The organism is Haliea sp. (genome assembly GCF_041395985.1).
Lineage (GTDB): Bacteria > Pseudomonadota > Gammaproteobacteria > Pseudomonadales > Halieaceae > Haliea.
Genome location: NZ_JAWKZJ010000004.1, coordinates 273,050 through 287,998 on the forward strand (window position 1 = coordinate 273,050; position 14,949 = coordinate 287,998).

The 14,949-nt window shown below is 62.0% G+C and carries 13 protein-coding genes; 9 read left to right on the plus strand and 4 right to left on the minus strand.

Annotated elements, in window-relative coordinates; translation table 11 throughout:
* Window positions 1-104: 104 nt before the first annotated feature.
* Both R3E49_RS09875 and R3E49_RS09880 read left to right on the plus strand, forming a co-directional pair.
* Window positions 105-1,061 (plus strand): UDP-glucuronic acid decarboxylase family protein, encoded by a 957-nt coding sequence (locus R3E49_RS09875; protein WP_371294884.1) that lies wholly within the window; start codon window positions 105-107, stop codon window positions 1,059-1,061.
* Entirely contained in the window at window positions 1,058-2,128 is a 1,071-nt protein-coding gene (locus tag R3E49_RS09880; RefSeq protein WP_371294885.1) for a glycosyltransferase family 2 protein, read from the plus strand. Before R3E49_RS09875 ends, R3E49_RS09880 begins: the two co-directional genes overlap by 4 nt.
* Here R3E49_RS09880 and R3E49_RS09885 read toward each other — a convergent pair.
* The 4 genes from R3E49_RS09885 to R3E49_RS09900 form a co-directional block, all read right to left on the minus strand.
* Window positions 2,048-2,869, minus strand: coding sequence for a WecB/TagA/CpsF family glycosyltransferase (locus R3E49_RS09885; RefSeq protein ID WP_371294886.1), 822 nt, complete (start codon window positions 2,867-2,869; stop codon window positions 2,048-2,050). The genes R3E49_RS09880 and R3E49_RS09885 overlap by 81 nt on opposite strands.
* Before the next feature lie 71 nt (window positions 2,870-2,940).
* Window positions 2,941-4,314, minus strand: a complete 1,374-nt coding sequence (locus tag R3E49_RS09890) for an undecaprenyl-phosphate glucose phosphotransferase (protein WP_371294887.1) — start codon at window positions 4,312-4,314, stop codon at window positions 2,941-2,943.
* Window positions 4,311-5,732: a hypothetical protein gene (locus R3E49_RS09895; protein ID WP_371294888.1), complete on the minus strand. Its 1,422-nt coding sequence runs from the start codon at window positions 5,730-5,732 to the stop codon at window positions 4,311-4,313. Before R3E49_RS09895 ends, R3E49_RS09890 begins: the two co-directional genes overlap by 4 nt.
* On the minus strand, window positions 5,729-7,015 hold the full coding sequence (locus R3E49_RS09900; RefSeq protein WP_371294889.1) for a hypothetical protein: 1,287 nt from the start codon (window positions 7,013-7,015) through the stop codon (window positions 5,729-5,731). Before R3E49_RS09900 ends, R3E49_RS09895 begins: the two co-directional genes overlap by 4 nt.
* Window positions 7,016-7,178: 163 nt before the next feature.
* On the opposite strand from R3E49_RS09900, the gene R3E49_RS09905 reads away from it, so the two are divergent.
* From R3E49_RS09905 to R3E49_RS09935, 7 genes are read left to right on the plus strand one after another with little or no spacing between them, the layout of a single operon-like run.
* Window positions 7,179-8,252 (plus strand): alpha/beta hydrolase, encoded by a 1,074-nt coding sequence (locus R3E49_RS09905; RefSeq protein ID WP_371294890.1) that lies wholly within the window; start codon window positions 7,179-7,181, stop codon window positions 8,250-8,252.
* Entirely contained in the window at window positions 8,249-9,001 is a 753-nt protein-coding gene (locus R3E49_RS09910; RefSeq protein WP_371294891.1) for a lysophospholipid acyltransferase family protein, read from the plus strand. The genes R3E49_RS09905 and R3E49_RS09910 overlap by 4 nt, the downstream gene beginning before the upstream one ends.
* Before the next feature lie 23 nt (window positions 9,002-9,024).
* Complete coding sequence (locus tag R3E49_RS09915) at window positions 9,025-10,935, plus strand: aminotransferase class I/II-fold pyridoxal phosphate-dependent enzyme (RefSeq protein WP_371294892.1); 1,911 nt, start codon at window positions 9,025-9,027, stop codon at window positions 10,933-10,935.
* A gap of 46 nt (window positions 10,936-10,981) precedes the next feature.
* Window positions 10,982-11,701: a dienelactone hydrolase family protein gene (locus R3E49_RS09920; RefSeq protein WP_371294893.1), complete on the plus strand. Its 720-nt coding sequence runs from the start codon at window positions 10,982-10,984 to the stop codon at window positions 11,699-11,701.
* Between the two features lie 16 nt (window positions 11,702-11,717).
* The gene (gene maiA / locus R3E49_RS09925) at window positions 11,718-12,353 is read left to right on the plus strand and encodes a maleylacetoacetate isomerase (RefSeq protein WP_371294894.1); all 636 of its coding nucleotides are present in this window, start codon (window positions 11,718-11,720) and stop codon (window positions 12,351-12,353) included.
* Window positions 12,354-12,388: 35 nt separating this feature from the next.
* Entirely contained in the window at window positions 12,389-13,900 is a 1,512-nt protein-coding gene (locus R3E49_RS09930) for an acetyl-CoA acetyltransferase (RefSeq protein WP_371294895.1), read from the plus strand.
* Window positions 13,890-14,918: a phosphotransferase family protein gene (locus tag R3E49_RS09935; protein ID WP_371294896.1), complete on the plus strand. Its 1,029-nt coding sequence runs from the start codon at window positions 13,890-13,892 to the stop codon at window positions 14,916-14,918. The genes R3E49_RS09930 and R3E49_RS09935 overlap by 11 nt, the downstream gene beginning before the upstream one ends.
* The last annotated feature ends 31 nt before the right edge of the window (window positions 14,919-14,949 follow it).

The window sequence follows — 14,949 nt, forward strand, 5'->3', positions numbered from 1 at the left end:
CAAACTGGCCACTAAAACCTCGATTGTGTACCCTGTGGTTTTGTTCGGCGATTGGTGTCCCCGCGCTGTCCTTCCGACACCTATTGTGCAACGGAGCCTCCATCATGCGTTCTTCATCACGCCCCCGTGTTCTGGTTACCGGTGGAGCAGGTTTTCTGGGCAGTCATCTGTGTGAGCGACTTCTCGCGGATGGTCACGATGTTCTTTGTGTAGATAATTTCTTCACCGGCAGCCGCGACAACGTCCTGCACCTGCTGGGAAATCCCCGTTTTGAATTGCTGCGTCACGACGTGACATTTCCACTCTACGTCGAAGTAGACCAGATCTACAATCTGGCCTGTCCGGCGTCTCCCATTCACTATCAACTGGATCCTGTACAGACCACCAAAACCAGTGTGCATGGCGCGATCAACATGCTGGGACTGGCGAAGCGAGTGAACGCAAGTATCCTGCAGGCATCGACCAGTGAAGTGTATGGAGATCCGGAGGTGCATCCGCAGCAGGAGGATTACTGGGGCAGGGTAAACCCCGTGGGACCACGCGCCTGCTATGACGAAGGCAAGCGTTGTGCGGAGACACTGTTCTTCGATTATTTCCGTCAGCACGGGCTGCGTATCAAGGTGGCGCGCATTTTCAATACCTACGGACCGCGAATGCACCCCAATGATGGCCGTGTGGTTTCCAATTTTATTGTGCAGGCTTTGCGCGGAGCGCCGATCACGTTGTATGGGGATGGCCAGCAGACGCGATCTTTCTGCTACGTGGACGACCTCATAGAGGGACTGATCAGGCTCATGAATACACCTGATGAGGTCACCGGACCGGTAAACCTCGGTAACCCTGTGGAGTTTACGATTCGGGAGCTGGCGGAACAGGTGCTCGCGCAGACGCGCTCGCAGTCGCCCTTGTTGCAGGAACCGCTGCCCCAGGACGACCCTCGCCAGCGCCAGCCTGACATTGATCTGGCGAGACAATTGCTTGGCTGGGAGCCTGCAGTACCCCTTGCTGATGGGCTCGAGCGCACGATCGACTACTTCAGGCATCATGGCGATCTCGCATGAATCCAGCTCAGGAACGCGCGCACGCTGAGGCGTCTTCGGGTTTGAGCGTTTCTGTCGTCGTAAACAACTATAATTACGCGCAGTACTTGCCACAGGCACTCGACTCGGTACTTGCCCAACTCGCTCCGCAGGACGAACTGATAGTCGTCGATGATGGCTCCGGGGATGGGTCGGCGGAGATACTCGCCAGCTATGCGGCGCAACAGCACGTACGTGTTCTCCGGCAGGCCAACCGGGGGCAGTTGAGCGCCGTGCTGGAAGGGCTCTCCATGGCGCACGGCGACCTGTGCGCCTTGCTGGACAGCGATGACTATTTCCTTCCCGGCTATCTGGCGAGACTTCGGCGACATGCCGAGCAGAATCCCGACGCCGACTTTTTCTTTTGTGCAGCATCCCCCGGCGGTGAAGCGGAGGAGGCCGTGCGGGCAACGAAAGCGATGCTTGCACGTATCGAAGTTCCCCCGGGGTTGACCGGGTCAAGTCGCTGGAGTACCTGGGCGGGTGGTGAGTTCCTGGGTTCACCGACCTCTGGCCTCGCCTTGCGTCGTGCGCTGCGGGATACCTTGCTGGAGCACCGGGAGCGCCTCTCGGACCGGGTGGTTATTCCGCGATGGGCTGTCCGCTTTTTTGCGATCAGCACAACCAGCCATGCGGCTACCCGTAACTCCGCAGATGGTATTATCGTGCGTCTGTGCTCATTGCTCGGTGCGCAAAAGCACTATTGCGCCACGCCGGGCTTCTATTATCGGATTCACGGTGCCAATGCCTATGCCTGCCTGAGCGCAGGTGCTCGCAGGTATCTTCAGGTTGCCCGCATACGCCAGTTCCTGAGAATGTCCCAGGCTGCGATGCGCGTAGAGTTGCGCCCGCGGGTCGAGGACGTGCTCAGAGAAGCGGCCGGGCGAAGCAGGCCGCTGTGCGGCAGGCGTAGACGTCGCCTGGCAGTGAATTACGCCCTGGCTTTGCTGCGTTGTGATGACGTCCTCCTAACCCGGTTTCGTGGTCTCTCGGGTTTGTCGTCTGCGCTCTTCAGACAAGCCTCGGCGAAGCCTCCAAACCGCGGGTAGCAACCTCCAGGGAGTGAGCAGGTAGCGCTTCCAGAGTCGCCGTGGATCGTGCAACAGGCGATAAAGCCAGCCGAAACCTCGCTGTGACCAGGAAGCGGGCGGTTGCGCCTGTTCACCGCTGTAGTAATCCAGCGTGCCACCCGCCTGCAGAATGATCCCGGCTTTAAGCTGTGTGCGGTGTTGCAGTATCCAGGATTCCTGTTTGGGCATTCCCAGGCCAACGAACAACAGGTCGGGTGCGAAGGCATTGATCTCTGCCAAGACCTCAGCGCTGTCGGCAATGTAGCCATTGAGCAATTGGATGTGAAGCTCTGGCCACTGGCCCTTAATCCACTTGCGCGCGCGCTCGACACTGGTTGCGGACCCGCCGAAATAGAACAGTCGCAGTGACGCGCGTTCGGCCAGCGTCAATAGCTCGGGTAGGCAATCCATCAGGGAGAAGCGCTGAGCCTTGCGCTCCCGGACTCCCGCCAGATGAAAAAGCCACAACACGCCCACGCCGTCAATGTAGCAGTCGCGGCATTGCTCGTAGAACGTACGCACAACGGGGTCAGTGTTCGCCAGATACAGACTGTGCAGATTGTGGTGCCCGATGATTTCCCCGGTGGTACCACTCCCCAACATGGCTTGCATGTGCTCAAACAGCTTTGGAAGGCTGCAGGGCCGTACTGCGCAACCTGCGAAGGCCTGCATCTCCCTGCCTGCCAGTTCACCGGTTTCGGTCTTAGTGTTGTGCGTCATGACGGGTTCGCAACAGGTGGCTACAGAGGCGGGCAATCGTAAGGCAGTGGTGACGCGCGATACGTCTAGCTTCAGTAGGCATTATGCCCGGTCCAGCCCATGAGAGCGGTTTTGGCCAGGATTTTTATGTCCAGCCAAAGCGACCAGTTCTCGATGTAGTAGATGTCGTATTCCAGCCTGCTTTGCATTTTCTCCAGCGTGTCTGTTTCTCCACGAAATCCGTTGATCTGCGCCCAGCCGGTGATGCCGGGTTTAACCCGGTGGCGCTGCATGTAGGTGTCGAGCTGTTGCCCAAACTGTTCGTTCAGCGCCAGGGGATGTGGCCTCGGACCGACCAGGGACATGTCGCCTCGCAGCACATTGAAGAGCTGCGGCAACTCATCCAGGCTGCTGCGTCGAAGAAAAGCACCGAGACGTGTAATGCGGGGATCATCTCGCCTCGCCTGCCGTTCAGGGCACGCCCCCTCACGCATTGTGCGGAACTTGAATACCTGAATAATGCGCCCACCACCCCCATGGCGGGCCTGAACAAAGAGGGCGGGGCCGGGAGATTCAAGCCGGATGAGGATCGCGAGCAACACTAGCAGCGGAGACAGAATGAGCAGGGCCATTGCCGCCAGGGTGTAGTCCATTATGCGCTTCAGTATGGCCTCGGGACCGTCCAGTGCCGTTGCGTTGAGTTCAATGAGTGTCACACCGTCGATGTCGTTGACCCGATGTCGCAAGATCCGCAGTAAGGTCAGATCCGGCACGTAATGCACCGGCAGGCTAATTTGCTGAATTCGCGTGAGCAACGCGGCATCGTCGATGGCATGCGTCGCATCCGGGGCCAGCCATATTTCATCAATGCCATGGTTGCCACTTATCAGCATCGGATCCAGATCATCCAGTTCACCAAGCAGCGCTGCTGGCAGGCTGTCTGCGGGCGCGGGGTTTTCTCCGGGAAGCCTGAACATGCCCGTCACGCAATTGTGTTTACTGTTCGCCTGCAGGTGGCGAACTGTGGAGCAGGCCAGGTGACCTGTGCCCAGCATGGCTATCTTTCGTGCACCCTGCCGGAGGACGGGATCCAGGAGCAGGCGCCAGCAGGCCATGGCCACAATGCTTAACAGGCCCCACCCGACCATCCAGATGCGGGAGAAGTCGGCGGTCGTTTTGGTCAGTGAGGCAACGAGGAGTAATCCGCTGTACAACAGCAGGATGCCTGGCGCGGCGGCAAGCAGTCCGGAGACCGGGTGCGACCAGCGCGGTCTCCGGTAGGCGCCCGCCAAAGGCAGCAAAACCAGGGCCATGAGAAAGCCGAGAAGCAGGGCAACCGGGTAGTGGTCCTCCACCGGCGCGGACCCGAAGCGTAAATACCAGCTGAGAGCGCCCGCAGAGGTCAGGGCAATGGCATCCAGCAGTGGGGCAAAACGCGCAAGGCGTATGTCGTTCGTTGGGGTCATTCCCGGTGCCCGGCGTGTTGCTGAACACCCCACAGGTCCGCCAACAGGGCAAACGCCACGTAGGTGCCGAGTGGCACCACATAGAGCATTGAGCGATCAAACGTCACACCATTCGCGACCTGGTTGAAGTAGTGGGTCAGACCGAAAACGGCCAGCAAGAGCCCCAGGCCACCCACAAACATCAGACAGGCAATGTTGCGCAGTGCGTCGGCATGGCGGGTGAAAATAGTCGCGGCAAAACTCCCGGCCAACAGCAGCCAGAAAAGGTGCCAGTTGCCGTACAGGAACATATTGTCCCAGAGCAAAGGCAGTAGAGGAGCCGGCGCGATGCGCAGCGTCGGCAGTGGCTCAGGGAGGGGTATTGCCAGGTTTTCCGCGAGGAACTGCGCCGAAACGGGGTGTAGGCCCATAAGAAGACCGATCATCAGTAGCGCCAGCGCAGCGAGGACCGCGCGGGCAATCCAGCGCACGGGCGGCCGCCAGGCCAGAACACCCACTCCGACCATAATCAGTCCAGCGAAGCCCAGGCCAGGCACCTTGAACACTGCACAGCAGAGGGCCAGTGCCGCGGCGAGGAGCCCCCAGCACCAATGGTTGCTCCTGTGCCATTCCGCCAACGCCATCGCACCGAGCGCAAACGCCACACCGAGCCAGAGATCGGCATAGCCGGGGAGGGCGACGTGTGTATTGGCGAGGGGCTGGCTCAGCAACGCAAACACGGCCAGGGCGCAGAGTGGCCTCGGTACACGGTGCTGGCGCAAATGCCCCCACAGCGCAAGGGCCAGCGCGGCAGGCAGTAGCAGCCAGGGCAGGTAGAGCAGGGTGCTGTCGTGCGTGCCCGCCGCAAGCATCTGCCAGAGAACCAGGAGTGGAATGCCTGGCGGATACAGGTTCGCCCGCGGGTTGCCGAGGGTGTAGGGCGTCGTATCCGAGCTCGCGGCGAGCCAGGCCTCGGGCAATACAAAGGGTGTCATTGCGCCGTGATGAAACCAGACTACGGCCCGCGGCACCCAGTTCATCCAGGCATCCCAGGCGAAGAGGGGCCGCAGCAGGACTTCCTGTGTCAGCGTGACGCCACGCTCCGCAAGGAACAGAGCGAGCGGGACCAGCCATAGAGCGTCTCGCCAGCCGAGGGCGAGACCACGCCTGCGAGAAACGCTTTTCCAGCCCTGGTTCAGCGCAAGTAACGCGCTGAAGCCTGCCAGTGTGAGCGCCATCGGCGTGAACGCAAATGTCAATCCGGCACGGTTCCACGCCAGTGCGAGCAGGATAACCAGCAGTTGCCCGAGCATGAAGCCGTGCCCCAGAAGCAGCGTGGCCGGGGCAGGCCCGACAATCCTGCGGACGGTAACAGCGCCGGCGAGCCAGGGAAGCAGCAGGGCAATGGCCAGCGATGGTAGATGGACTTCAGCAGTCATGGTGTTGAGGCGGTCCCCGCATACCCGGAGATGAGATAGAGGTTGCCCAGTGGATGTGCATCGATGCGTCTTGCCCGGTAGACATGACGACCGTCGCTCAGCAGCTGCTCGCGCGGTGAGTACTGGAAGCCCGGCAGGGCACCCAGCGTCAGTACGTAGTCACCTCTGCGCATCTCTCCCGGCGCGAGCAGCCTGGATCCGTAGTTGTACACGTTGGCGGGGAGCAGGTGGAACTGCAGGCGCAGGCGATCGTGATTGTGTCCCTCCGAGGCATGCAGCAGGACCACGCGGGCATCCGGGGTCGCCAGCATCCCGCGGATGCGCGTCGCATAGTCCTGCAGGTCAGCGTCCGCTTCTGCGGCGTGTTTTTCGGCCTGCGTTCTGTCGCCGAACGCGGCGTCCGTCAACGTCACCTGACGCTGCAGCTGTGCCTGCCACAGCCGGTCGAGAAGCAGCCACGGCAGGAATATCGTCAGCAGCGCCGCGGTGATTGCGGTGCGTCTGCCGACGCGGCGCCACAATACCCAGAGCACAGCCATGCTTGTCCCAAGGAAAGCCCACAGCCCAATCCACGCGACGGGGAAAACAGCTCCGGCCTGCAGGGGTGTCCCCATGTAGCGATTGATGCCGGATGCCGGCCAGCTACCGCCCGCATGCCAGAGCGTCCACGCGGAGGCGAACCGGGCCCGTCGGGAATCGCCATGGAAACCGAGGCTGCGCAATGTGATGGGTGCACCTGCAGGATTGCCAAACGCACCAATCGCCACCGTGGTTGCCGTGCCATTCCAGAGTGCGGGGTCGGGGAAGGCGTGCCAGGATACGCCACGCCCGGCACCCGCCAGCGGTGCAAAAAACTGTTGCTCTGGTTGTTCCGCAGTTCGCCAGAACAGGAAGTACCGCAGGGAGGCACCGCCGGTCAGGTCCAAACGGATGAACGGGTATTGTTGCAGTGGCACGCGCGTTGTGATGCTGAAGACGGCTTCATTGCCCAGCATGGTGCGAATGACCTGCGCAGTGCCCTCAATCTGTGAGGACTCGGCGCGTGTGGGGCTGAACGCGCGCCCATTGAAGGCCTCGACCGGTGGTGTGTCGTTGGCCCGCGGTGCTGGCGGGGATCCCCAGTACGGCAGGAGTAGCCCTATCAGTACCGCGGCCAGTGTCAGTGCACCGAGACCAATGAGAAGCCCGGCGCCCACAGCCTGGTCAGTGGGCGCGCCATGGGCTGTTCCCGACGAACCTGTATTCTCCGCGATGCCTGACTGGGCGGGCTGCTGTCTGCTCATTGCGCTCCTGCTGCGATGGCTGGCTTCGCCAGTATACTGGTCGGGGACACTGAGGCAAATTCTCGCCCGGACTGTTTGCCACGCCAATTCCGCTGCCGCCTCGCGTTGTGCAGCCTACCGGCCTTCTGGTTTAATGCAGCCCTCACAGCCCCGGGGAACTCGCATGGTCTGGTTTGTTGTTGTCGTTCTGGCACTCGTTATATTCAGCCTGCTTTACCTGCGCGGAGCGGACCTCTCCCGCTTTGACGGTACGCAGCTGCCGCCACCGACGATACCACCCAGCGCGGGGCACGCGGAGGTATTGCAGCGGTTGCGCGAGATGTTGCCGACAGGGCAGTCGATGCGTGGGCGCGATCGTCTGTTGCACATGCGTCGCATTATGGATGGGCTCAGCGAGGGCAGGCAGTTTGCGTCCCGTTTTGTGCCCGTTGACGAGCCGGGTGTTAAAGGCGAGTGGGTCCTGGCGCCGGGTTTCGATGCCAGGCGTCGCTTTTTGTACATTCATGGCGGTGCCTGGATTGCTGGCAGTCCCCTGAGTCACCGCGCAATCACCGATCGGCTGGCGCGGCTGACCGGGGCAGCGGTGTTCTCCCTGGACTATCGATTGCTCCCTGAGCACAGGCGCATCGACGGTATCAACGATTGCCGCAATGCCTGGCGCTGGCTGGTGGACAATGGCCCCGACGGTCCCGCGCCGCTGGATTACGCGATGGTGGGTGGTGATTCCGCCGGTGGCAGCCTCACCCTGGGTCTGATTGCGTGGATTCGCGACGAGGGCCTGCGTCAGGCTGATGCCGCGATTGGCTTCTCGCCCTCCACGGACGTGACGATGAGCAGCGGCAGTTTACGCAGCAATCTCGCCACCGATCCCATGCTCGGCCCCATGTTCAGTTGGATGGCGAAAGTCCCGGCTCTGCTGTTGCTATGGGGCACCTGGTTTACCAATCGCCTGCCGCCCTCACACCCGGACGTGTCTCCGCTGCGCGGAAATCTGGCCGGACTGCCGCCGACCCTGCTACAGGTCAGCGAACAGGAAATGCTGCTGGATGACTCCCGTCGCTATGCGGCGCGCGCCGAAGAAGCCGGTTCGCTGGTCGTGCTGCAAACCTGGCCGCATATGGTCCACGTGTGGCAGATGTTTACCCCCGAACTGGAAGAGGCCGAGGAGGCCTTCGCCAATGTTGCGGAATTTCTGGCCAGCGCGGGCGTACCTGTTGCGGAGGGCGGCGAGCTGTGAACGCACTGCGCTCCCTGCTGGTATTCCTGTGGATGGTGGTCACGGTGATCCCCTGCGGATTGGCGCTGGTGGTCATGTCAGTGTTTGTGAATGACACCCGGCTCTGGTGGTGGTTCGCCGTGCCCTGGCTGCGCGGCGTGATCGAGGTGGCACGAATTGTTGCCGGTGTGCAGTACCGCATCCATGGCATCGAAAACCTGCCTGCAGCAGATGACATGCGTCGGATCGTGCTCTGCCCCAAGCACCAGTCGACCTGGGAAACCTTCTTTTTTCCCAGCATGACGCCGCACCCGCTGGCTTACGTGTTCAAAAAGGAGCTGCTTTACATCCCCGTTTTTGGCTGGTGCCTCGCCCGTTTGAAGATGGTGCATATTGATCGCAGCAAGCGGTCCGAAGCCTGGGGTAAGGTGGCAGCGCAGGGCAGGGAGCTGATGGACCGGGGCAAGTGGGTCATCATGTTTCCGGAAGGCACCCGCACGGCCCGTGGCAGCAAGGGGCAATACAAGAGTGGCGCTACGCGCCTTGCGGTGGCCACCGGTGCGAGCGTCATCCCCATTGCGGTGACCTCCGGGCGCTGCTGGCCGCGGCGCACTTTTTCGTTTATACCGGGTGTGATTGACGTGTCGATTGGCACTCCCGTCTCAGCGTTGGACCGTGACCCAGGCGAGCTGATGGATGAGGTAGAGCGCTGGATTGAAGCTGAGATGCGCAGGCTCGATCCCGCGGCCTACCAGAAGGCTCCGGGCTGAACACTCACTACAGGTAGGGCGTCATGCGAGAACCCCAGGTTCACGTTGCCATTGTCAGCGGTGATGACGCGTTTGCGGCCCGCTGGGTAGCCCAATTGACCGCATGCGCTGCCCTCGAGCGGCGTCCCCCGCGCTGTGATTTCCAGTTTCTTGCCGTGGCGTCCGGCGCGGATGCCCTGCGACTTGCGCAGGACGACGGGCTGCTGCAGACCCTGGTGGTGGATGCGACGACGCTGCCCGATAGCGCGACTGTCTTGCCGGCACTTGCCGCGCGGCGTCCCGAAGTGGATATTTTCCTGATGCCCGCGGGCGACGCACACCCTGAAACGCTTGCTGTGGAACTGCTGCACCGTGAGGACACCAAACCGGCGCATCTGTTTCGGCAGGTCGTGTCTGCGCTGCAGCGCCGTGCACGTACGCCCTTCGCCGACACCCTGCGTGACTACGTGTACAGCGCCAAGGATGCCTGGCATACGCCTGGTCATTCCGGGGGTGACAGCCTGCGAGACAGCCCCTGGGTGGCTGATTTTTATGAACTGATGGGTGAGCACATCTTCAACACCGACCTGTCGGTATCGGTGCAGACGCTGGACTCCCTGCTGGAGCCGCACAGCGTAATACAGGAAGCACAGGCGCTGGCGGCCGAGGCCTTCGGCGCCCGGCACACCTTTTTCGTGACCAACGGCACCTCCACGGCGAACAAGGTGATTTTGCAGCAGCTTGTCGGCGCCGGCGGGAAGGTCATTCTGGATCAGGCCTGTCATAAATCGGTGCACCACGCCGTGGTGCTGTTCGGTGTTGAACCGGTGTATCTCGCAGCCTCCATGAATACCCGCTTCGGATTCTACGGGCCGGTACCACAGGAGGTGGTGTTAGGGGCGATTGACGCGCACCCGGATGCGCGCCTTCTAGTGCTGACCAGCTGTACCTATGACGGGTTTCGCTACAATCTTGCGCCGCTGATTCGACATGCGCACGCAGCGGGAATGAGGGTGTTGGTCGATGAAGCCTGGTACGCGCACGGTCGCTTTCACCCTGAACTGCATCCCTGTGCACTCGACTGTGCAGCTGACTACGTCACGCAAAGCACGCACAAGATGCTCTCTGCGTTCTCCCAGGCGAGCATGATTCATGTCGCAGATCCGGACTTCGACCTGTATCGCTTCCGTGAAAATCTCAATATGCACACATCCACCAGTCCGCAATACGCCATGATCGCCAGCCTTGACGTAGCCCGTAAACAGATGAGCCTTGAGGGCTTCGCCCGTTTGCAGGGCTGCTTGCGGATTGCCGGTCAACTGCGTGAGGGTATTGACCGCACGGGCGTATTCAGGGTCCTGACGCTTGAAGACATGTTGCCGCAGAGCCTGCGGGACGATGGCATCCGTCTGGACCCCCTGAAACTCAGCGTGGATGTGTCGGCCTCCGGATATTCGGCGCGCCAGTTACAGCTGGCCCTGTTTGAGGATTACGGCATCCAGGTCGAGAAAGTGACCCACAACACCCTGAGTATCCTGGTTACCCTCGGCTCTACAGAGAGCAAGGTGTTGCGGTTGCTGAACGCCCTGCAGGCGCTGGCGCGCAAAGCGCCCGGTGCGCGCGCTGACGGCGTGACGCGTCGGGGGGCCGCCGGGTTGCCGTCGCTGACTGACTTCGCCTGTCTGCCCCGCGAAGCCTACTTCGCGCCTGCGGACAGGCTCCCGCTGCAGGGCGCTGGGCAGGGCCCTAATGCGGCGCTGGTGGGGGCCGTCAGCGCCGACCAGGTGGTGCCCTATCCTCCGGGCATCCCCGTCCTGGTACCGGGCCAGCGTATTTCCCGGGGCATCGCCGTTTTCCTCTGCGATCTGTATAACGCCCAGTCGGGTATCGAGATCCATGGCCTGGTGGAACACGACGGTCAGCCCTGCCTGCGGGTTGTGCAGGGACTGGCCTGAGTCGGCGGCATCGTCTAGGCTAGGACTTTTCTGTGAAGGAGCAAGCATGTCCATACAAACGCGTTTGATTGAGTACGCCCACGCAGGGGTGACCTATGAAGGCTTTTTTGCCTGGGATGACGCCGCCACCCAGCCGCGACCAGGTGTGGCAGTGGCGCATACCTGGGCCGGACGCAGTGAGTTTGAGCAGGGTAAGGCCGTGGCGCTGGCAGAAGCCGGTTATGTCGGCTTCGCCCTGGATATGTTCGGCAAGGGGGTGCGCGGGGAGGGTGCAGAGCAATGTCAGGCGCTCATCGCGCCGCTGTTGGGCGATCGGGCCCTGTTGCAGGCTCTGGTGAACAAAGCAGTCTCCGTGATGAGTGAGCAGGCCGAAGTGGATTCCAGCCGACTCGCAGCGATGGGCTACTGCTTCGGTGGGCTCACCGTGCTGGACCTCGCCCGCAGCGGTGCTGATGTCCGGGGCGTGGTCAGTTTCCACGGCCTGTTCAATGCACCGGAGACAGGGTCGGCGCCTGCAATCCGTGCCAAGGTACTCTGCCTGCATGGCTATGATGACCCCATGGTGCCGCCGGAGAGTGTGCTGGCGCTCGCGGCGGAGCTGACTGCGGGCGGTGCCGACTGGCAGATTCATGCCTACGGCAACACCCTGCATGCCTTTACCAATCCGGCGGCTAATGACCCGGGTTTCGGGGCGGTCTACAGTCCAGATGCAGATCGTCGCTCCGCGCAGGCATTGCGGGACTTCCTTGCCGAGGTTCTGGCCTGACCGGGCCAGATCACGCGTGACAGACCTGCAGCTCTATGACTACTGGCGCTCCTCGGCCGCGTTTCGCATCCGCATTGGCCTGAATCTGAAAGGCCTTGAGTACACCTCACTGCCCATCGACCTCATGCGCGACGTGCAGTCCGCGGCCGATTACCTGCAGCGTAATCCCCAGGGTCTCGTGCCCGCGCTGATCACAGGCGAGGGACAGCTGCTAACCCAGTCCATTGCGATACTGGAGTGGCTGGAAGAGACGGTTCCGGAGCCGCCCCTGCTGCCAGCAGGGGCGCTTGAGCGTGCTCGTGTGAGGTCCATGGTGCAGGCCATTGCCTGCGACATTCACCCGCTGAATAACCTGCGTGTGCAGCGCTACCTGGTCGATTCAGTGGGCCTCAACGAGGAGGCCAAGCTCGCCTGGTATCAGCATTGGATCGCGCTCGGTTTCACAGCCCTGGAGCAACAGGTCACGGGGGAGCACTACTGTTTCGGTAGCCGGCCTACACTGGCGGATATCTGCCTGGTGCCCCAGATGTACAATGCGCGGCGTTTCCAGCAGGATCTGGCGCCGTATCCACGGCTGGTCGCCATCACTGAACATCTGGCGCAGTTACCGGCTTTTGCCGCGGCTGCGCCCGAGGCTGTGGTGGCGGCCTGAGCACCTTTCACGAGAATAAACGATGATGAGAGCCCATGACTGACGACCAACCCATATTTGTTGCCCAGGCGCAGCACACCTGGCGGGACCGGGACCCTGCACGCAGCCTGATTGATGCCCTTGAAAGCATATCCCGTGCGGCGCTCGACGATGCGCACTGTCCGGCATTGCGCGACGCCATCGATACGGTGGCCACGGTGCCGTTCCTGGCGGCACAGGTGCCGGATCTGGCGAAAATTCTGCCCCCGCACGCCAGTGATGCCCTCTGTCAGCGCCTGGGCATCAAGGCGAAGACCTTTGAGGCGGATGTGGGCGGCAATACGCCGCAATTGCTGGTGAATTACTTCGCTGACCGTCTGGCAGCCGGTGAATCAAAAGCAGTCCTGATCAGCGGTGCAGAGTTGATGTACACACTGTTTGGTGCGCTGTCATCCGGGGCTGACATCAGCCACTGGCAGCAGGGTGGTCGCCATACGGCGGTGCAGCTGGGCGACAACCGGATCGCCTGCACGGACAGTGAATGGGCCCACGGACTGGTTGAGCCTATTCGCATCTACCCGATGTTCGAGAGTGCGCTGCGTCATGCAGCTGGCTGGGATCATGCGACACATATGCAGCGACTCGGTGGCCTGGTGAGTCGCATGAGCAAAGTGGCTGCGGCGAACCCACTGGCCTGGCGTCGCACCGAACTGACGGCGGAAGAGGCGGTAGACACAGGCAACGGCAACCGCATGATCACCTGGCCCTACACCAAATGCATGAATGCCATATTGGCCGTGGATATGGCGGCCTCGGTCATCATGACAACGGTTGGCGAGGCCCGTCGCCTGGGGCTTGATCCGGCGCGCTGGATTTTTCTGCGCGGTGGTGCGGCAGCCTGCGACATCTGGAACGTCAGTGAGCGTCCGGTGCTGCATGAGTCTCCTGCGCTTGCGGCCTGTGCCCAAAGTGCCCTGCAGCAGGCCGGATTGCCGCTTTCCGCGATTGACCTGTTCGATCTCTACAGCTGTTTCCCGTCCGCCGTGCAGGTGGCATGCAATGCCCTCGGCCTCGACTTGGAGGACCCACGCGGCGTGACGGTAACCGGTGGGCTTACCCTGTTTGGCGGCCCCGGGAATAACTATTCGCTGCACGCCATTGCGGAAGTCGTGTCGCGGCTGCAGGCGCGGCAGGGCGATCACGCCGTGGTGACGGCCAACGGCAATTACCTGACCAAGCACGCGGTGGGGGTCTATTCGCGCGAGGCGGGCACTCAGCCCTGGGCGCTTGCACGCCCAGATCTGCAAGCGGCAATAGACGCGTCTCCGCGGTTGCAGGTAAATGATCGACCGAGCGGGCGGGGCACCATCGAAGCCTGCGCGGTGGGTTTTGACAAAGAGGGGCCCAGTCGCGGCATGCTGATTGGCCGCATGGAGGATGGCCGGCGCTTCCTTGCCAATACACCGCGAGGTGATATGGCCGCGCTGCAGACGCTGATGGACTGCGACCCGGTGGGTATGCAGGGACAGGTGACACCCGGTGAAAAGGTGAACCGCTTTGAGTTCTGAGCAGGCATCAGGTGGCGATGTGGTCACCCCACTTGCACTGGCGGACGTACTCGCATCTCATGGTGCCGACGGCGAGAATAGCATCCAGGGCCTGCGCCGGCTTTCCGGCGGTGCCAACATGGAAACCTGGGCGTTTGATCTGGTTCAGGAAAGCGTTGCACGGCCGCTGATTCTGCGTCGCTCGCCTCTGCGACCGGGGGAATCCGCAGCTGCCGTATCGGAGCTGCCGCTCAGTGCGGAGGCGGCGCTGCTGCCACTGGTGGCAGAGCAGGGCGTTCCGGTGCCAACGGTACTGTGCGCGCTGTCCGAGAGCGACATCCTGGGTCCCGGCTACATCATGAGCCGCGAGCGGGGAGAGGCGCTTCCCGGGCGTATTCTGGCAGACGACCGCTACGCCGCTGCCCGCCGTCATCTGGCCTGGCAGTGCGGCGAGACGCTGGCCCGTTTGCACCGCGTGAACCCGGAGCAAATCCCCCGGGAAGTGCCAAACCAGACGCTGTCTGAACGTCTCGATGGTCACCAGGGTTTACTGGATCGCTTCGGTAACGCGTCGCCCGTGCACCAGTTGGCGCTTAACTGGCTGCGCCAACATGCGCCGCCCCAGCGGCGTCACTGCCTGCTACACGGCGATTTTCGCAACGGCAATCTGCTGGTGGACGAGCAGGGGCTGGTGGCTGTACTTGACTGGGAGCTGGCGCATTGCGGTGACCCGGCTGAGGACCTGGGATACCTGTGCGGCAATGTGTGGCGCTTCGGCTATTCGGACAAACCGGTAGGCGGCTTTGGCGATTATGACGAATTGCTGGCGGGTTACCGTGAGGTGGCAGGCTGGGCCCCGGACATGGACACCATCCACTACTGGGAGGTGTTCTGCGCACTGGGTTGGGGTCTGGTGTGCCTGACCATGGTAGACCTGTACCGCAGCGGAGCAGACCCGACGCTGGAGCGCGCCGCGGTTGGCCGACGGGTTTCAGAGTCCGAAATGGATTTGCTGCTGTTGCTGGAAGATCGGCTGTAGCAAGGCTGCATCGACATCCAGACGACCAAAG